We start from the raw sequence: 18,086 nt of genomic DNA on the forward strand, positions 1-18,086 counted from the left end.
AAGTTCTAAATAAGTGAAGAATTTCCCCACTATTTAGTTTCCCCATACTCCTGCCTATTAACTTTGGAAAAATCTGGAAGTGAATGCAAAAAAGACCTCTGCCGTTAATAGGCAAAGGTCTTGCTAGACATATGTAATAAAAAATGCCAACAAAGCCGGAAGAACTAAGTTCTACGTAATGACGACTTTGTTTCCAAGAAATATTCTTGGACGCTACTCCCCTTTGGAGATATGTTATTGTATTCTCATTATATGGATAATTTATACGGTTGTCAACCTGTTAAAATATCTTCATTCGGATATTTTATTTTCAGGTTCTTTTTACGAGCAAATGAAAAAGCCAATGTTAAAGGACCCATTTTCCCGAAAAACATCATAAAGATAATAATAGCTTTTCCGATTATAGTTAAGTGGGGTGTTAAATTCATACTGAGGCCAACAGTCCCAAATGCTGAAAATACTTCGAAAGCACTCATCAATAGAGGAACTCGCTCAGTAATACTCAAAATTAAAATAGCAAAAAAGATAAATGAAATGGAAATAATAGTAATGGTTAATGATTTGACAATGAGAGTATCTTTAATGGATTTTTTAAATACGACAATATCCTCTTGTTCTTGTAAAAATTTAAATACGCCAAAAAATATGATTAAAAATGTTGTTAACTTAATCCCACCACCAGTTGAAGCGCTACCAGCACCAATAAACATAAGGAGCATCATTAATAGGAGAGAAGGTTTTGACAATGTAGAAATATCAACAGTATTAAACCCGGCAGTTCGCGTTGAAATTGCTTGAAAATAAGAGGCCAATCCTTCTTCAAATGGGGTAAAACCTCTCATAGAAAGGGAGTTATGGAACTCGAATATAAAAATAAAAAGGGTAGCAATAATGTTGACGATTAGAGTAGAAGAGAGCATAAGTTTTGAATGTAGTGTAAGGTTTTTAAAGTTTTTCTTTCTTTTTATGTCTACGATTACTGTAAAACCAATTCCACCTAAGATGATGAGAGAGGAAATGACGAGATTGACAAGAATGCTATGAGAATGGGACATTAAATTATCGCTCCACACAGAAAAGCCAGCATTGTTAAAGGCTGAGATTGAATGGAAAAAACTATAATAGATCCCTTTCATAACCCCATATTTTGGTACCCATTCAAAAGAAAGAATTATAGTAGCGATACATTCGACTGTAAAAGAGAATAAAAATAATGCTTTGGCAAGACGGATGATGCCGCCGATATTCGTTTGATTTAATGCTTGTTGCAGTAAAATTCGATTTTGAAGACCGATTTTTCTTCCGAGCATAATCGCAATTAAGACAGCAAAGCTCATAATGCCAAGCCCGCCAACTTGTATAAGCGTTAAAATGACACATTGTCCAAACAAAGTAAATACTTTTCCAGTATCTACAACACCAAGCCCAGTAACAGTACAAGCGGAAACGGTTGTAAATAAGGCATCGAGCCATGAAATGGACGTTGTCGTAGCAATGGGTAGTTTTAATAAACATGTGCCGACAACTGATAATACAAGAAAAGACAAAGTAAGAACGCGGGGAGGGCTCATGCTAATATTAATCCGTTTCATTTTACAGATCGCTCCTTTCGTTTTGATTAGTATGTGAAAAAGCACCATTATGTATGTTGAAAATAGAAAGAGGCAGAGAATATCTGCCTCTAAGCCATATGTTATATTATTATCCACGTAATTGTTGTTGAGCTAAAGCAACAAGACGTTTTGTTACTTCACCGCCAACTGAACCGTTAGAACGAGATGCTGTATTAGATCCTAAGCTTACACCAAATTCTTGTGCAATTTCATATTTAAATTGTTCAAGTGCTTGTTCTGCACCTGGAACTAATAATTTGTTTGTTTTTACCATGTTGATACACATCCTTATGAGTAGTCCAGTTCAGCTAAGTTCTTATCTAAACTGGTAACGTTATTTTATGTGGAAACGACGTACTCATACGCGGAAGTAATCGGTGCGATTAGAAGTTCTTGGATAGAAAAAAGAGTAGCAAATTTGCTACTCTTTTTTTAGTATTGTCGCTGTTCCTTCCACGACAATATCATCTGATTGATTATATATGTTTGTTTGCAGCGTAATGATTTTTTTATCATCACGCTTTTTAATAACCTCTGCCACAACGCGAAGTGTATCACCGATTTTGACAGGGGCACGGAATGAAACATTTTGGGATAAATAAATCGTATTTTTGCCTGGGAGTTTCGTTCCAAGGATGGTAGAAATAAAACTCGAAACGAGCATACCGTGAGCAATACGTTCTTTAAACATTGTCGTTTTTGCAAAAGAATCTAAAATGTGAATAGGATTCACATCCCCAGTCAATTTTGCAAAATTGATAACATCTTCATCTGTAATTGTTTTTGTAAGGGATGCTTGATCACCGACTTGAATCTCATCATAGCGAAGCTCCGGAACAGTTTGTGCTTCTTGAAATGGATTCATTTTGTCCTCCTTCTTTTCCATATCGAAAAATGTTAGCCATCTTGATGTAGTAGGAGGAAGAAAGAGTTTTGTTTGTGCTGCGGTTAGCTCCCACATTTTTCTTACTTGATGGAAGTAAATAGATTTTTTGAGTTTTCCTCGAACTTTTTTGCGAGTTCCAACTGTTTTGACTTGAACTCTTCCAAAAAACCCTCTAACTGTTTTTGAGCCTCTTCACGTTGTAATTGTTGTTGCTCAATAAATTGTTTTGTTGTTTCTTCAAATTGGCCGCTTGTTTGGGTAAGAATTGACAATGATGTTTTTGTAGGAGAAACAGTAAGCTGATGCATATGAGCAGAAAGTTCCTTCCATTTGTCCTGCCACTCGTTAATTTGATCATTTAAGGAGTTTCCAGTTAATTGTTTCACGTAATCTGTATATTGGTTATTGAACTGAGCAGTGAGTTGTTGTAGTTCTTTTTCTAGTTCATCTACTCCTGATGTTAATTTATGCAAAGCGTCTTGTTGTTGTTTTAATGTTTCTAAAGTAAGTTGCTCTAATTGCTTCCCAGCTGAAGAGAAAAGGGAAAGTGATTGAGACCAGTTTTTCCAAAATGCATCGACTAATTCGTATGGTTTAGTTTCCATTGTTTGACCCCCAAATGTTTTTTTGCATATTGTGAACGCAGATTACTCTGCTGTACCACCAGGTGAAGATGAAGAATCCTTTTCATCCTTTTCTGGAGAAGTAGAAAATGGAAAGAATGCATTGGTGTATAACGTGAAAAACGTTCGCAACATATTTTGATAATGTTCAAAAGAAGTCGCACATGTTGTTAAATATTGCTCTCCATATTCAGTTAAAGAATAAATTCTTTTTGCCGGCCCTCCATCGCTTGTATCCCAAGTAGAAGAAATAAGGTTTTCTTTTTCTAATTTGCGTAGTGTTCTATAAACATTACCTTGGTCAACAGAAGAAAAGCCGATATCCATTAGCATTTGAATAAGTTTGTAACCATGAAGACTCCAGTCTTTTAGACAGAGAAGTAAGAAGGGAACTAAGAAGTTTTTTGGCATGGAGTTTGGTTGTTTCGCTTGGTTGCTCTCCAAACTTTCGCGTTGTTCTGGTTCATTTTGTAGCATGATTGTGCATCACCTCATGAATCAGTTAGATGGAATTTTTTGCTTATAAGTGCAATTTACACCTATCTGTTTTTAAAGTCAACACATTTGTTAGAAAATAGAAAAAAATAAAATATAGACTTGAAGTTTTATTCAGAATATTAGAAAATAGTGAATAGGTTGAATTGTTTCAAAAACGAAAAAGGGAGTGTAGGTAAAGTGATTGATCAAAAATTCGATCCACTACAAGCATGGAAAAATGCTTATGAACAAACCGAAACATTTTGGGGAAAAGCGCTCAATGAAACAATTAAAACAGAAGAATATTCTGCTTGGATGGGCAGCGTTCTAGATTTGAATTTGTTTTATCAAAAAGCATTAAATGATACGACAAAAAACTATTTAGAACAAGTAAATGTGCCGACGAAAGAGGATATCGCAAGAGTGGCTACGCTTGTTATTAACTTAGAAAATAAAGTAGATAACATTGAGGAGTTTCTAGAGGAGAAAGTAGATTCTTTAGGGCAAGCTCCTACATTAAAGCGTGATGTAACGAAAGTAAAACAAGATATTCGTACGCTTGAAACAAAAGTAGATCAAATTTTAGAATTGCTAGAAAAGCAAAATGCAGTACTAGCTAAACTACAAGTACCTGTAAAAGAAGAGGTAAAGCCTGCGAATAAACCAGAAAATAAAAAATGATAAAAGCGCTTGTTTATAACAGATAAAAGAGAGAGGGAGAATCTCTTTTCACGTATAAACAGCGAAACATAATTATATATGGACTCTATAGTATGAGTACCAAAATGATTCATAACAATCGTTCACAAATTCATTTAAGGGGGAAAAGAAATGGTTCAATTAAATGGAAAAGTAGCAATCGTAACAGGTGGAGCAAAAGGAATTGGAAAAGCAATTACAGTAGCATTAGCACAAGAGGGAGCGAAAGTAGTTATTAACTATAATAGCAGTAAAGAAGCAGCTGAAAATTTAGTAAATGAATTAGGAAAAGAAGGACATGACGTTTATGCAGTGCAAGCGGATGTTTCTAAAGTAGAAGATGCAAACCGACTTGTAGAAGAAACTGTGAATCATTTTGGTAAAGTTGATATTCTTGTTAATAATGCTGGTATTACAAGAGACCGTACATTCAAAAAGTTAAATCGTGAAGATTGGGAGCGCGTAATTGACGTGAATTTAAGCAGCGTATTTAATACGACAAGTGCGGTTCTTCCATACATAACGGAAGCAGAAGAAGGAAGAATTATTAGCATTTCTTCTATTATTGGTCAAGCAGGTGGATTTGGCCAAACAAACTACTCAGCAGCAAAAGCGGGTATGTTAGGATTTACAAAATCATTAGCGTTAGAACTTGCAAAAACAAATGTCACTGTAAATGCTATTTGCCCAGGATTTATTGATACTGAAATGGTAGCAGAAGTACCAGAAGAAGTACGTCAAAAAATCGTTGCAAAAATCCCGAAAAAACGTTTTGGTCAAGCTGATGAAATTGCAAAAGGTGTAGTATACCTATGCCGTGACGGTGCGTATATCACAGGTCAACAATTAAACATTAACGGCGGATTATATATGTAATGAAGTAAGAAAAAAGTGCATATCCATAGCAGGAATGCACTTCTTTTTTTTTAAGAAGGAAATCGACCAAAAAGGAGATAGAAAAATGACTACATTCGCAACAGAATGGGAAAAGCAATTAGAGCTATACCCAGAAGAGTACCGAAAAGCATACCGCCGAGTGAAAAGGGCGAGTGAAATTTTATTACGTGAACCAGAGCCGCAAGTCGGATTAACGCCGAAAAAGGTTATTTGGACGAAGAATAAGACGAAGCTTTATCGCTACATTCCAAAACAAGAAAAAACACAAAGAGTTCCAATTCTGTTAATATATGCTCTTATTAATAAACCATATATTATGGATTTAACTCCTGGAAATAGTTTAGTGGAATATCTAGTGGATCGTGGTTTTGATGTATATATGCTTGATTGGGGCACATTTGGTTTAGAAGATAGTCATTTGAAATTTGATGATTTCGTGTTTGATTATATTGCAAAAGCAGTAAAAAAAGTAATGCGAACTGCAAAATCGGACGAGATTTCTTTACTTGGTTATTGCATGGGTGGAACGCTAACTTCTATTTATGCAGCGCTTCATCCGCACATGCCAATTCGTAATTTAATTTTCATGACAAGTCCTTTTGATTTCTCTGAAACAGGATTGTATGGTCCTTTATTAGATGAGAAATACTTCAATTTAGATAAAGCGGTTGATACATTTGGAAATATTCCGCCAGAAATGATTGATTTCGGAAACAAAATGTTAAAGCCAATTACGAACTTTGTTGGTCCATATGTTGCTCTAGTAGATCGTTCAGAGAATGAACGCTTCGTCGAAAGCTGGAGATTGGTTCAAAAGTGGGTTGGTGATGGTATTCCGTTCCCAGGTGAATCATACAGACAGTGGATTCGTGATTTTTATCAAAATAATAAATTGGTTAAGGGTGAACTCGTTATTCGCGGACAAAAGGTAGATCTTGCAAATATTAAGGCGAATGTCTTAAATATTTCCGGGAAACGTGATCATATCGCTTTGCCATGTCAAGTAGAAGCATTACTAGACCATATTTCTAGCACAGATAAACAATATGTATGTTTACCAACAGGGCATATGTCTATCGTTTACGGTGGAACAGCTGTAAAACAAACATATCCGACGATTGGAAATTGGCTTGAAGAGCGTTCTAATTAAAAATAAAAAATCCAACTAGCCTATGTTAGTTGGATTTTTTTATGAAAAATAACAAAACATAGAAAGGAGAAATTTATATTTTAGGAGTATAATTATGAAACTTATGACAGGTAAGTTGTTTTGGAATACAGGAGTTTCAGTACCTTGTTATCCACCGTTAGGAAATGATATGATATGTGATGTGCTTGTAGTCGGAAGTGGCGAAGCAGGTGCCCATATAGCGTATTCTTTAGCGAAAATAGGTATGAGTGTAATGCTTATTGAAAAAAGAGAAATTGCATGTGGTAGTACATTTGCAAATGTAGGTGTATTACAGTTTCTTCATGATAAATCGTTAACCTCACTTATCCATACATTTGGTGAAGAAAAAGGGGTACGAGCATATAAACTGTGTTACGAAGCGTTACGGACAATGGAGAAAGTGGTACCTACTCTCGATATTGATCCCTATTTTATTCTGAGAAGTAGTTTATATTATGCAAGTAAAAGTGAGGATGTCTCATTTTTACAAGAGGAGTACAATACGTTACAGAATTATGGATTTCCTGTTGAGTATTTTACAGAATCTGATATTAAGAAACGTTATCCTTTCATAAAACAAGCGGCATTATATACACACGGTGATGCCGAGGTGAATCCGTATTTATTAGCGCACAGTCTTTTGCATAAAGCAAATCAAATGGGAGCTAATATATATGAACATACAGAGGCAATACATATAAAAAAACGTAAAAATGATTTAATTTGTTACACGAAAATAGGAAATCAAATTGTAGCAAAGAATATTATTATGGCGACAGGTTATGAAGCGCTTTTTGGAAAGAAAGAAAGAAAAAATACAACAGTAGACACCTCTTATGCAATTGTAACAAATGAAATAGATCAGTTTGAAGGCTGGCATGAGCGATCGTTAATTTGGGAAACGGCACGGCCCTACTTATATTTTCGAACGTATCGAAGCCGCATTATAGTAGGCGGATTAGATGAAGCGCTGCAAATTCAAACAATTGGTGATACGAAATTATTGCATAAGCGTGATATCCTTATTAATATTGTAAAAGAGATGTTCCCGCAGTATAAAAATATACAGGCAGACTACTATTGGGCAGCCGCATTTGGTGGTACTCATGATGGTCTCCCCATTTTAAAAGAAGACGAAAAGATACATAATTTGTTTTACGCATTGCCGTATGGAGGTAATGGAACTGTATATGGAATGGTCTTTGCCAAATTATTTGAGCAGTTATTTACAAATAAAGAAAGTAAAGATTTTTCTTTATTTAATCGATAGAAAAAAGGTAGCGAAGTGATGGAATGAGAGATATAAAAAAGTTTTTACAAAAATTACGTCCTGTACAACTCATCGTTTTGTTTTATTTGTTAGCAGTAGTTGTATCGGTGATATTGCTTAGTTTACCGTTTGTTACGAAGCCTGGTGTGAAATGGACATTTATAGATGCGCTTTTTACATCGGTTAGTGCGGTAAGCGTTACGGGACTGTCTGTTATTACGATTTCAGATACGTTTACTACAGCAGGAATTATTGTTTTAGCCCTTATTCTACAATTAGGCGGCTTAGGAATTATGGCGCTTGGTACATTTGTTTGGATCATTACGGGGAAAAAGATTGGTTTGCAAAGAAGAAGATTAATTATGGCAGACCATAATCAAGGGAATTTATCGGGTCTTGTAGAATTGATGCGTTCTATTTTGATTGTAATTATTTCAATAGAACTTATTGGAGCAATCCTATTAGGTACAAGATTTTTACTTTACTTTCCGACTTGGAAAGAAGCTTATTTTCACGGTTTCTTTGCAGCTGTTAGTGCGACTACGAACGGCGGATTTGATTTAACAGGACAATCATTAATTCCTTATAAAAAAGATTATATTGTTCAAATGATTCATATGTTACTAATTATTTTAGGAGCGATTGGTTTCCCTGTGCTAATGGAAGTGAAACAATTCCTTAGTAAAAGGAGACAACAATTATTCCGTTTTTCATTATTTACAAAACTGACGACAACAACATTTTTTGCACTCGTTGTTGTTGGTACAATTATGATTTTTTTACTGGAGAGAAATCATTTTTTAGTAGGAAAGTCATGGCATGAAACTGTATTTTATACATTATTCCAATCTGTGACGACGAGAAGTGGTGGACTTGCTACGATGGATATACGTGAATTGTCACAACCGACGCTTTTATTTATGAGTATATTAATGTTTATAGGGGCATCTCCAAGTTCGGTTGGGGGCGGAATACGTACAACAACATTTGCTGTTAGTATATTGTCACTATATACCTTTGCAAGGGGTGGTAGAACAGTTAGAGTCTTCAAACGTCAGCTACATGAAGAGGATGTACTGAAAGCATCTGTCGTTATGACGATGGGGATTTTGTTATGTGCTACTGCGCTATTCATTTTATCTATTACGGAAAATGTACCGCTTATGAGCTTAATTGTTGAAGTTTGTTCTGCTTTCGGAACGACGGGACTATCAACAGGTGTTACGCCTGATTTAACAACTGTTGGGAAACTTGTACTTATTGTGCTTATGTTTATCGGACGCGTTGGTATTTTAACATTTATTTTAGCTAGTGGTGGAAGGGAACAACCACCTCGCTATAAATACCCGAAAGAGCGGATTATTATTGGATAGTATGAAACCATTCTACCTACGTTAGGTAGAATGGTTTTTTAGTCGTTAATTCCAAATTGTGGATGCATAAAAGCTTCATTTTTATTATCCGCTTCGTTTTTTAGCAACTCTTGATTTTCTTCTGAAATCCACCCAATATCATTTGTAGGATGGATCCACTCATCGCCAGCCATAATGGCAGGATCTATTTTATCACTCCAATTGTTAAGTGGACTGTTCTCGGAATTATATTTACTGTCTCCAATTACAACATCATATTGATTCACAAAAGGTTGTTGCATCGTTTTTCCTGTTCCTTTAAAAGATGGAAAATTCATTTGATGCGGGAGCGTTTCGTCTAAAATTGGTGATTGAATCTTTTCTTTTTTCTTCAAAATTATCGCTCCTTTTTATAATGATTTCTTCATACGTAGTATTTCCATCTAACGCCTCTTATGTACTTGTTAACACTTGCCAGTAATAATTATTTTAAGTTGTTTCAAACTAGAGTAGAAAGTGATTTCTTGAGAGCAGGTGAATGTATTGGTAAAAAGAAAAGTGAAACAAAATGCGGCAATCAATAATAATAAAACTCCGAAAGAAAGCTTACCAGATGCAGAATTTGCATTAGAGTATGAAGGAGAAAATAGCGCAAAGTATGCTAATCGTAATTCAAAAAAAGGGAAACAAAAATGAGGCGTTTTTTACAAACGCCTCATTTTTTTGTGGGATTATAAAGGTTTTTTTAATTATTTGTAAATTTAGTGTTTTCTATTAGCAGAAAAATGCGAAAAAACATAGAAGTAGCAACGTATTACACAAAAACAAACAACAAACAAAAGATTAATGTTGGTTTAATACTGCTTTTACACTAGTTGTTTATATTTGAGTTGTACATAAGATTTGTAAAAGGAGAGAGAAACAGTGAAAAAAACAATCTTTAAAGCTGTAGCGACTGGAATGGTATTTTCGTTATTAATGGGGTGTGGTGCAAAGAAGGAAGAAAGTGCTGGAGCGAAAGTGAAAGATGACAAATTATCTGGATCATTAACTGTTTACACAGCAATTGAAGAAGAGCTTGTACCAATTTATCTTGATTCCTTTAAAAAGAAATATCCTGATGTGAAATTGAACATTGTACGTGATTCAACAGGAGTTATTACTGCGAAATTGCTAGCTGAAGGGAAAAATACACAAGCAGATGTTGTATGGGGAACTGCGGCATCAAGTCTATTAGCTTTAGATAAAAAAGATATGTTAAAAGGATACTCTCCAAAAGGAGCAGATCGTGTTCTTCCACAATTTAAAGATGATAAGCAACCTGAAAAATGGGTAGGAAATACTGCATTTATGACGGGGATTGCTGTAAATAAAGAAGAGTTAAAGAAGAAAAATTTACCGATGCCAGAATCATATGAAGATTTAACGAAACCAGAGTATAAAGGAACACTTGTTATGCCACATCCAGCATCATCTGGAACAGGATTTTTAACAGTTTCTGCATGGCTACAAATCATGGGTGAAGATAAAGGCTGGGATTACATGAAGAAACTTCATGATAATATGGCAAGTTATACGCATTCAGGATCAAAACCAGCGAAATTAGCAGGAGCAGGTGAATATCCAGTCGGTGTATCAATGGTTTATAGTGCTTTAAAAGAGAAACAAAAAGGTGCACCAGTTGAAGTTGTACTGCCGAAAGAAGGATTAGGGTGGGAAGTAGAAGCGAACGCACTTATTAAGAAAGATAATGCGAAAAATGATAAATTAGCACAAGCATTTTTAGATTGGGCAATTACTGATGATGTAATGAAGTTATACTTTGAGAAAAATGGATTTGCGACAATTAAAAATGATTATAAACTTCCAGAGGGATTCCCGAAAGATGTTACTGAAAAATTATATAAAAAGAATGACTTTAAATGGGCAGCAGAAAATCGTGACAAAATTTTAGAAAAATGGGAAAAAGAGTTTGGCCAAAAAGCAGAACCGAAAAAGTAAGTGAGTGGGAGAGAGAAAAATGAGCGAATATTTATCAATTCAACACATTCAAAAACAGTTTGATGCATTTACAGCGTTAAAAGATATTTCTTTTACTGTGAACAAAAATGAGTTTGTTTGTTTATTAGGCCCGAGTGGCTGTGGGAAAACGACGTTGCTTCGCATTTTAGCGGGACTAGAGGAACCAACGACTGGCAGTATAGCTGTGAATGGAAAAGATATTACAGCATTGCCTCCTGGAAAGAGAAACTTCGGAATGGTTTTCCAATCGTATGCTTTATTTCCGAATTTAACAGCACTTGAAAATATTGAATACGGCTTAAAGACAAAAAAATATGGGAAAGCAGAAGTGAAAGAGAAAGCGCTAGATGCGTTAAAACTTGTAGATTTGCTGAATGTAAAAGATAAATATCCTGCTCAAATGTCTGGTGGACAACAGCAGCGAGTAGCACTTGCACGTGCGCTCGCTCTGTCTCCAGATATTTTGTTACTCGATGAGCCGTTATCAGCTTTAGATGCAAAAGTGCGTGAAAAATTACGTAGGGAAATGCGTGATTTGCAAGAGAAAATAGGAGTAACGACGATTATGGTAACGCATGATCAAGAAGAGGCATTAACAATGGCTGATAAAATTGTTGTAATGAATCATGCGGAAATTATGCAGATTGGAACACCAGAGGAGATTTATCAAAGACCAGCCAATCCGTTTGTGGCAGATTTTATTGGTTCTATTAATTTCTTTTCGAAAAATAACGAAGAACATGCAATTCGTCCTGAACATGTAACAATTGTACAAAAGGACGGTATTAAAACAGTTGTGGAAAGTATGGAATTTCGCGGATCTGTATATCGGACGGAAGTGCGAGTCTTAGAAGAAAACACACACCTTTATAATGAGAAAATTGTAGTGGATATATTAGCATCAGAAGTAGAAGCAACGGCTATTAGAAAAGGAAAGCCGATTCAAATCTCTTTCTCAGAAAATCATATGTTGTCATATGGAAAGAAGGTCATTGTATAGATGGAGATGTTAGAAAACTATAAGGTAGAAAGTACGAAAAAAAAGATTAAGAGAAGTATAGGGAAAGAGGAATGGATCCAACGGCTCGTAATTATCGGTATGATTTTTTCTTTCCTTATCATACTTGTATTACCGCTATTACAACTATTTACACAGGCTTTTTATAATAAAGATGGAGTTTTCGTTGGTTTAGCGAATTTCAGTAAATATTTCACAACACCAACTTTAGTTCAGTCTTTACAAAATACAGTATGGATTTCGGGCGCAACAACAATTATTTCAGTTGCAATCGCATTCGTTTACGCATATGCAATTGCCCGTACGAATGTTTTTGGAAAGCGTGTATTTCAGTATGTAGCGTTATTACCATTGTTCGCACCAACGATGATGCACGGTATAGCACTTACATATTTATTTGGTAATCAAGGGCTAGTAACGAAAGGAATGTTTGGTTTATTTGAAGGTATACAAATCCCTTTATATGGACCAGTAGGAATTGTAATAGCTGAAGTTATGTATACATTTCCACAAGCCTTTCTTATATTGCTAATTGCCTTCCAAGGATCTGATTATCGTTTATATGAAGCTTCTAATATGTTAGGGGCGAGTAAAACAAAGCAATTTTTCACGGTTACTTTACCTAGTGTAAAGTACGGATTAATTAGTGCAATGTTTGTTGTGTTTACACTTAGTTTTACTGATTTTGGGGCACCAAAAATTGTTGGTGGTCAATATAATGTGCTTGCTACTGACGTATACAAACAAGTAATTGGACAGCAAAATATGCCGATGGGTGCAACTGTCGGAATGATTTTATTAATCCCAGCTATATTCGCATTTGTAGTTGATCGTATTACGCAAAGAAAGCAGGCGAATTTCTTATCTTCAAAAGCAGTACCATACAGAATAATAGCTAATAAGAAAAGAGATGTAATCTCATTCATATATTGTAGTGTGATTACACTTATGATCATTCTATTATTTGTTGCAGTTGGTATTGCTGCAAGTGTGAAAGTATGGCCATATAATATGAGTTTTACATTTGAGCATTTTAATTTTTCAAGTTTAACAGGAGATGGACTTGAAGCATTTAAAAATAGCGTAATTGTTTCAGCAGTTACAGCAGTTATTGGGGCGATTTTAACATTTGTATTCGCATATGCAATTGAGAAAATAGACCAGCTACAATTTTTCAGAAAAACAGGTTACTTTTTCTCTATAGTGCCGTTAGCGATACCAGGTTTAGTACTCGGATTAGGATATGTCTTTTTCTTTAGTCAACCAACGATTCAAATTCTTGGACTATCAGTAACGAATCCGTTTCATTCTTTATACGGAACAATTGCTGTATTAGTACTAGTAAATATCATTCATTTTTATTCTGTAACATTTGTCACGGCAACGACTGCCTTAAAGAAATTAGACCGAGAGTTTGAGCTTGTTTCGCAGTCGATGGGTATTCCGTTTTATAAAACATTCTTCCGAGTAACAGTACCAATGTGTTTACCAGCAATTTTAGAAATGGTAATGTACTACTTCGTAAATTCAATGGTAACTGTATCGGCAGTTGTATTCCTATATGCAGCTGATTTTAAACTAGCTGCCGTATCAATCGTAAATATGGATGATGCAGGAAATGTAGCACCAGCAGCTGCAATGAGTGTACTTATTGTTGTTACAAATATTGTAGTGAGAGTTGTATATGAATGGGGAACGAAAGCACTTCGTAACCGAACTTCACAATGGCAAAAAAGATAAGTAAGAAGGGTGATGGACAGAATGAAAATTGAAGCAGTTATTTTTGATTGGGCAGGTACGACGGTTGATTACGGATGTTTTGCACCGCTAGAAGTATTCATGAAGATTTTTCAAAAACGTGGCGTTGAAATTACAGCAGCAGAAGCACGTAAGCCAATGGGATTATTAAAAATAGATCATGTAAGGGCACTAACAGAAATGCCTCGTATTGCGGATGAGTGGAAGCGTGTCTTCGGTCAATTACCAACAGAAGCAGACATCCATGAGATGTATGAAGAGTTTGAAGAAATTCTCTTTTCTATTTTACCAAGTTATGCTACGCCGATTGATGAGGTAAAAGAAGTAATCGCTTCTTTACGTGAGAGAGGCATTAAAATCGGTTCAACAACGGGCTATACGAGAGAAATGATGGAAATTGTAGCAAAGGAAGCAGCGTTACAAGGATATAAACCTGATTTTCTTGTTACGCCAGATGATGTTCCAGCAGGCCGCCCATACCCATGGATGTGCTATAAAAATGCAATGGAACTTGGTGTGTATCCGATGAACCATATGATAAAGGTAGGGGACACAGTATCAGATATGAAAGAAGGTAGAAATGCTGGAATGTGGACAGTTGGTGTAATTCTTGGAAGTAGTGAGCTCGGTTTAACGGAAGAGGAAGTGGAGAGTATGGATTCGGTAGAGCTTCGTGAAAAAATAGAAATAGTTCGTAATCGGTTTGTTGAAAATGGGGCTCATTTTACGATTGAAACGATGCAGGAGCTCGAAAACGTAATGGAACATATCGAGAAACAAGAACTTATTATTTCATAAAAGGGGTACGGGATCATGAATGAAAATCACTACTTATTATTAACACCAGGACCATTAACGACAACAAAATCAGTAAAAGAAGTTATGCTATACGATTGGTGTACGTGGGATGTTGAATATAATACGATGGTGCAAGAAGTAAGAGCTAAACTTGTATCGTTAGCGACGAAGGAAGAAGAGAAATATACAACAGTGTTAATGCAAGGAAGCGGTACGTTTTCAGTTGAAGCAGTAATTGGCTCTGTTATTCAGGGAAATGGGAAGCTTCTCGTTTGTACAAATGGTGCGTACGGTAAGCGCATTGTACAAATGGCAGAGATGTTACAGATTGATGTAGTGGTCAGCCAAACAGAAGAGTGGGAACCTACTAATATTGTAGAAGTAGAAAAGTTATTGGAAGAAGATAAAGAGATTACGCATATTGCAGTTGTTCATTGTGAAACAACGACAGGCATTATAAATCCAATTGTAGATGTATGTAAATTAGGAAAGCAGTATGGAAAGGTTACAATTGTTGATGCGATGAGTAGTTTCGGCGGGATTGAAATAGACATTGCTGATTTACAAATTGATTTTTTAATTAGTAGTGCGAATAAGTGTATTCAAGGGGTTCCTGGATTCGGATTTGTAATCGCAAAACGTGATGAATTATTGAAGTGTAAAGGGCAAGGACGCTCTTTATCTCTTGATTTATATGATCAGTGGGAAACGATGGAAAAACAAAATGGGAAATGGCGTTTTACTTCACCTACACATGTTGTACATGCTTTTTATCAAGCGCTACTTGAGTTAGAAAAAGAAGGTGGAGTAAGAGCACGTTACAATCGATATTACAACAATCAAAAACTACTAGTGAATAGAATGGAAGAAATCGGATTTAAGCCACTAGTAGATAAGAAATATCAATCTCCTATTATTACATCTTTCATTTATCCAAAAGAGGGGTTTGAGTTTCAACAGTTATATAACGAATTAAAGCGTTATGGATTTGTTATTTACCCTGGGAAAATTTCGAAAGTAGATACGTTCCGCATTGGAAATATCGGTGATGTACATGAAGAAGATATTAATCGCTTAGTTGATAGTATTGCTAAAGGAGTTGTTATTGGGTGAAAGTATTTTGCTTAGGTGGAGCAGGTAAAATTTGTCGTGAAGCTATTTTGGATTTAGTTCAATTTTCATCTTTTGAGACGATTACTGTGGCCGATTTTAACGAGGAAGAGGGCCGTAAAGTAGTAGAATGGCTCAACGATCCTCGTGTTGATTTTGTAAAAGTAGATGTAACAAATCACGAGGATACGGTTGCAAAAATGAAAGGTTATGACATTGTAATGGACGGTACGACGATAAAGCTAAATGGATTGTCGACTCGCTGTATTGCAGAAGCAGGCTGTCACGGTGTGAACTTAAATGGATTTGGTGAAGAAAATGAATCGCATGCTATATTTGTTCAAAATGAAAAAACATGTTTGCCTGGGTTTGGTATGACGCCAGGTGTAACGCAAATGATGGCAATGCATGCAGCAAATCAACTGGATACTGTAGAGTCTGTCCGCGTAAGTCACGGTTCGTATCGTCCGATTGCTTTTTCTGCTTCAATTACAGAGACAACGACATATGAATATGATCCACATTTACCATCGCGTACAGTGTATGAAGATGGTGAATTTAAACAAGTACTTCCGTTTGCGCGTCCGAGAGAAATAGAATTGCCAGCGCCTTATGGTAAGGAAACGCAGTATATCATTCCGCATTCTGAAACGATTACGTTAGCAAAGGCACTAGAAAATAAAGGTGTCAAACTGATAGAGACGAGAGGAACTTGGCCGAAGCAAAATATGCAACTTGTACGTGCTTTATATGATTACGGCATATTGCGTAATGATCAGATTGAAATAAACGGGAAAGAAATAGGCATTATGGATTGTATTTCGCAGTATTTATTGCAATCGAAAGAAGGACAAGAAACAGAGCTTTATGGTTATGCACTTCATGTAGAAGTAATAGGTATGAAAAATAATGAGAAGCAAAGACATGTGTTATATCATACACATCCGTTATCTGATGGTTCTGTTGTAGGATGGGAAAAATTAAGGGCGTATACGAGAAACGTCGGTATTCCATTTGGGATTGCTGCAGAGTTAATTGCAACTGGAAATGCAAGTAGGGTGGGTGTTGTTACGCCTGAAGAAGCTTTTGAAAATCCACAATTAATTTTTGATGAACTAGCAAAGCGCGGTATTCATATTCATGAAGAAGTTTCTACTTACAAAGAAAATTATAACTTTGTATAAGTAAGGAAGCTTATGAGGGAGATATAAATGAGGTGAATCTATGTCTGTAGTAGGAGAAGAAAGAAAGCGAACCATTCTTGAAAAGGTAGAATTTAAAGGAAAAGTAAAGGTTTCAGAATTAGCGAGAGAATTTGCTGTATCAACAGAAACGATTCGTCGATATTTAGAAGAATTAGATCGTGAAAAGAAGCTGAAAAAAGTGTATGGTGGAGCTGTTCAACTTCCAGGCGCTGGGGTAGAGGCGCCAATGTTAGAAAGAGAAATGCTACATATAGAAGAGAAGAAAAGAATTGGTTATAAAGCAGCGACATTTGTAGAAGATGGTGATGTCATTGCAATTGATGATGGAAGTACACCGCTTCAAATGGTTCCATACCTTGTTCATCGTAAAAACTTAACGATTGTAACAAGTTCATTTCCAGTCGCAACACAATTAATTTCTTCTATTAATAAAAAGATGTTTCACGGTGAAGTTTTATTTATAGGTGGAAAAGTATCTCCAAAGCATTCGCGTGTATCAGGGTCTATTTCTCAGCAAGTAATACAGCAATTCCATTTTCATAAAGCGTTCGTTTCGATTGATGGGTTATTACCTAGTTTTGGAGTTTCCAGCTTTGAATTAGAGAAAGCGAAATTGTCAGAGGCGATGATGAAATTAGCTGAGAAGACATATATTTTATGTGATCATACGAAGGTAGGCGTGAAAGGGAATTATCGTATAGCAGCATTTTCACGTATTCAACATGTAATTTGTGATAAAAAAATGCCATATAGTTTTGAAGAAGAACTTATGAAGCATAATATTCAGTGGACAGTTTGTTAAATAAAGTGAAAGTGCCTAAACTCCCGCCTAATTTTTAGGAGGGAGTTTTATTGTCTGCAAATCGTAAAATAAAAGATTTGCATTTATGCAAAAAGTGGACACATTTTCTCATCTCTTTCATATAATTTACCAATACAAAAAAAGTTGGTCGAAGGAAAGAAGGGAGAACATGTCAGAACGAATATATAATAAACTTGTATTGTACGCGAATATTTTGCAAAAAATTGGTGTCATCAATGAGAAGGAAAAAAGTGAAATTCTTCATACGATAGGTAAAAAAGCCCTTTGAATAAAGGGCTTTTTATTTTTTATCTTTAAAAATATAAATTTAATGTAATATTCTCATTGACAATGATAATGATATTCATTATCATTTATTTGTGGG

General features: G+C 35.5%; 19 protein-coding genes. 13 read left to right on the forward strand and 6 right to left on the reverse strand.

Annotated features, from left to right (window positions below; genetic code table 11):
• Nucleotides 1-272: 272 nt before the first annotated feature.
• The 5 genes from ACTL4X_RS06710 to phaQ all read right to left on the reverse strand — a co-directional run bounded on the left by ACTL4X_RS06710 (nt 273) and on the right by phaQ (nt 3,599).
• Nucleotides 273-1,592 (reverse strand): TrkH family potassium uptake protein, encoded by a 1,320-nt coding sequence (locus tag ACTL4X_RS06710; RefSeq protein WP_000822360.1) that lies wholly within the window; start codon nt 1,590-1,592, stop codon nt 273-275.
• Between the two features lie 109 nt (nt 1,593-1,701).
• Entirely contained in the window at nt 1,702-1,887 is a 186-nt protein-coding gene (locus ACTL4X_RS06715; RefSeq protein WP_000241212.1) for an alpha/beta-type small acid-soluble spore protein, read from the reverse strand.
• 147 nt (nt 1,888-2,034) lie between these two features.
• On the reverse strand, nt 2,035-2,478 hold the full coding sequence (locus ACTL4X_RS06720) for a MaoC family dehydratase (protein WP_001067916.1): 444 nt from the start codon (nt 2,476-2,478) through the stop codon (nt 2,035-2,037).
• A gap of 101 nt (nt 2,479-2,579) precedes the next feature.
• Nucleotides 2,580-3,104, reverse strand: a complete 525-nt coding sequence (gene phaP / locus ACTL4X_RS06725) for a polyhydroxyalkanoic acid inclusion protein PhaP (RefSeq protein ID WP_000448594.1) — start codon at nt 3,102-3,104, stop codon at nt 2,580-2,582.
• A 42-nt stretch (nt 3,105-3,146) separates the two neighbouring features.
• Entirely contained in the window at nt 3,147-3,599 is a 453-nt protein-coding gene (gene phaQ, locus ACTL4X_RS06730; protein WP_000939955.1) for a poly-beta-hydroxybutyrate-responsive repressor, read from the reverse strand.
• Nucleotides 3,600-3,797: 198 nt separating this feature from the next.
• On the opposite strand from phaQ, the gene phaR reads away from it, so the two are divergent.
• The 5 genes from phaR (at nt 3,798) to ACTL4X_RS06755 (ending at nt 9,009) form a co-directional block, all read left to right on the forward strand.
• Nucleotides 3,798-4,280: a polyhydroxyalkanoic acid synthase subunit PhaR gene (phaR, locus tag ACTL4X_RS06735; RefSeq protein ID WP_000566942.1), complete on the forward strand. Its 483-nt coding sequence runs from the start codon at nt 3,798-3,800 to the stop codon at nt 4,278-4,280.
• A 150-nt stretch (nt 4,281-4,430) separates the two neighbouring features.
• Nucleotides 4,431-5,174 (forward strand): acetoacetyl-CoA reductase, encoded by a 744-nt coding sequence (locus ACTL4X_RS06740; protein ID WP_000250414.1) that lies wholly within the window; start codon nt 4,431-4,433, stop codon nt 5,172-5,174.
• Nucleotides 5,175-5,259: 85 nt separating this feature from the next.
• A complete protein-coding gene (gene phaC / locus ACTL4X_RS06745) occupies nt 5,260-6,345 on the forward strand; it encodes a class III poly(R)-hydroxyalkanoic acid synthase subunit PhaC (RefSeq protein ID WP_000206340.1) in 1,086 nt (361 codons plus the stop codon).
• A gap of 94 nt (nt 6,346-6,439) precedes the next feature.
• Nucleotides 6,440-7,636 carry an NAD(P)/FAD-dependent oxidoreductase gene (locus ACTL4X_RS06750; RefSeq protein WP_000772573.1) on the forward strand — a complete coding sequence of 399 codons (1,197 nt, stop codon included), beginning with the start codon at nt 6,440-6,442 and terminating at the stop codon, nt 7,634-7,636.
• A 23-nt stretch (nt 7,637-7,659) separates the two neighbouring features.
• Nucleotides 7,660-9,009 (forward strand): TrkH family potassium uptake protein, encoded by a 1,350-nt coding sequence (locus tag ACTL4X_RS06755; RefSeq protein ID WP_001204705.1) that lies wholly within the window; start codon nt 7,660-7,662, stop codon nt 9,007-9,009.
• A 38-nt stretch (nt 9,010-9,047) separates the two neighbouring features.
• Here ACTL4X_RS06755 and ACTL4X_RS06760 read toward each other — a convergent pair whose 3' ends face one another.
• Nucleotides 9,048-9,383, reverse strand: coding sequence for a DUF3905 domain-containing protein (locus ACTL4X_RS06760; RefSeq protein ID WP_000726025.1), 336 nt, complete (start codon nt 9,381-9,383; stop codon nt 9,048-9,050).
• A gap of 163 nt (nt 9,384-9,546) precedes the next feature.
• Here ACTL4X_RS06760 and ACTL4X_RS06765 point away from each other — a divergent pair, with 163 nt between their 5' ends.
• The 8 genes from ACTL4X_RS06765 (at nt 9,547) to ACTL4X_RS06800 (ending at nt 17,701) form a co-directional block, all read left to right on the forward strand.
• Nucleotides 9,547-9,684, forward strand: a complete 138-nt coding sequence (locus tag ACTL4X_RS06765) for a hypothetical protein (RefSeq protein WP_162200384.1) — start codon at nt 9,547-9,549, stop codon at nt 9,682-9,684.
• Nucleotides 9,685-9,912: 228 nt separating this feature from the next.
• On the forward strand, nt 9,913-10,989 hold the full coding sequence (locus ACTL4X_RS06770; RefSeq protein WP_000750893.1) for a putative 2-aminoethylphosphonate ABC transporter substrate-binding protein: 1,077 nt from the start codon (nt 9,913-9,915) through the stop codon (nt 10,987-10,989).
• 19 nt (nt 10,990-11,008) lie between these two features.
• Nucleotides 11,009-12,010 (forward strand): putative 2-aminoethylphosphonate ABC transporter ATP-binding protein, encoded by a 1,002-nt coding sequence (locus tag ACTL4X_RS06775; RefSeq protein ID WP_000006197.1) that lies wholly within the window; start codon nt 11,009-11,011, stop codon nt 12,008-12,010.
• On the forward strand, nt 12,011-13,768 hold the full coding sequence (locus tag ACTL4X_RS06780) for a putative 2-aminoethylphosphonate ABC transporter permease subunit (RefSeq protein ID WP_000425521.1): 1,758 nt from the start codon (nt 12,011-12,013) through the stop codon (nt 13,766-13,768).
• 21 nt (nt 13,769-13,789) lie between these two features.
• Complete coding sequence (gene phnX, locus ACTL4X_RS06785) at nt 13,790-14,584, forward strand: phosphonoacetaldehyde hydrolase (protein WP_000687397.1); 795 nt, start codon at nt 13,790-13,792, stop codon at nt 14,582-14,584.
• Between the two features lie 15 nt (nt 14,585-14,599).
• Nucleotides 14,600-15,697: a 2-aminoethylphosphonate--pyruvate transaminase gene (gene phnW / locus ACTL4X_RS06790; RefSeq protein WP_078385930.1), complete on the forward strand. Its 1,098-nt coding sequence runs from the start codon at nt 14,600-14,602 to the stop codon at nt 15,695-15,697.
• Nucleotides 15,694-16,878 (forward strand): saccharopine dehydrogenase family protein, encoded by a 1,185-nt coding sequence (locus tag ACTL4X_RS06795; protein WP_000862162.1) that lies wholly within the window; start codon nt 15,694-15,696, stop codon nt 16,876-16,878. Before phnW ends, ACTL4X_RS06795 begins: the two co-directional genes overlap by 4 nt.
• Before the next feature lie 40 nt (nt 16,879-16,918).
• Nucleotides 16,919-17,701 carry a DeoR/GlpR family DNA-binding transcription regulator gene (locus ACTL4X_RS06800; protein ID WP_000117666.1) on the forward strand — a complete coding sequence of 261 codons (783 nt, stop codon included), beginning with the start codon at nt 16,919-16,921 and terminating at the stop codon, nt 17,699-17,701.
• Nucleotides 17,702-18,086: the final 385 nt, after the last annotated feature.

Origin of the sequence: Bacillus sp. RE35 (genome assembly GCF_052146655.1) — a bacterium.
Classification (GTDB): domain Bacteria; phylum Bacillota; class Bacilli; order Bacillales; family Bacillaceae_G; genus Bacillus_A; species Bacillus_A cereus.

What these genes read in the sequence shown, in the direction of transcription:
- phaQ (WP_000939955.1), bottom strand. Translation starts at nt 3,599, where the DNA reads ATGCTACAAAATGAACCAGAACAACGCGAAAGTTTGGAGAGCAACCAA.
- ACTL4X_RS06715 (WP_000241212.1), bottom strand. Translation starts at nt 1,887, where the DNA reads ATGGTAAAAACAAACAAATTATTAGTTCCAGGTGCAGAACAAGCACTT.
- ACTL4X_RS06780 (WP_000425521.1), top strand. Translation starts at nt 12,011, where the DNA reads ATGGAGATGTTAGAAAACTATAAGGTAGAAAGTACGAAAAAAAAGATT.
- phaC (WP_000206340.1), top strand. Translation starts at nt 5,260, where the DNA reads ATGACTACATTCGCAACAGAATGGGAAAAGCAATTAGAGCTATACCCA.
- ACTL4X_RS06740 (WP_000250414.1), top strand. Translation starts at nt 4,431, where the DNA reads ATGGTTCAATTAAATGGAAAAGTAGCAATCGTAACAGGTGGAGCAAAA.
- ACTL4X_RS06755 (WP_001204705.1), top strand. Translation starts at nt 7,660, where the DNA reads ATGAGAGATATAAAAAAGTTTTTACAAAAATTACGTCCTGTACAACTC.
- ACTL4X_RS06710 (WP_000822360.1), bottom strand. Translation starts at nt 1,592, where the DNA reads ATGAAACGGATTAATATTAGCATGAGCCCTCCCCGCGTTCTTACTTTG.
- phaP (WP_000448594.1), bottom strand. Translation starts at nt 3,104, where the DNA reads ATGGAAACTAAACCATACGAATTAGTCGATGCATTTTGGAAAAACTGG.
- ACTL4X_RS06800 (WP_000117666.1), top strand. Translation starts at nt 16,919, where the DNA reads ATGTCTGTAGTAGGAGAAGAAAGAAAGCGAACCATTCTTGAAAAGGTA.
- ACTL4X_RS06720 (WP_001067916.1), bottom strand. Translation starts at nt 2,478, where the DNA reads ATGAATCCATTTCAAGAAGCACAAACTGTTCCGGAGCTTCGCTATGAT.
- phnW (WP_078385930.1), top strand. Translation starts at nt 14,600, where the DNA reads ATGAATGAAAATCACTACTTATTATTAACACCAGGACCATTAACGACA.
- ACTL4X_RS06750 (WP_000772573.1), top strand. Translation starts at nt 6,440, where the DNA reads ATGAAACTTATGACAGGTAAGTTGTTTTGGAATACAGGAGTTTCAGTA.
- ACTL4X_RS06775 (WP_000006197.1), top strand. Translation starts at nt 11,009, where the DNA reads ATGAGCGAATATTTATCAATTCAACACATTCAAAAACAGTTTGATGCA.
- phnX (WP_000687397.1), top strand. Translation starts at nt 13,790, where the DNA reads ATGAAAATTGAAGCAGTTATTTTTGATTGGGCAGGTACGACGGTTGAT.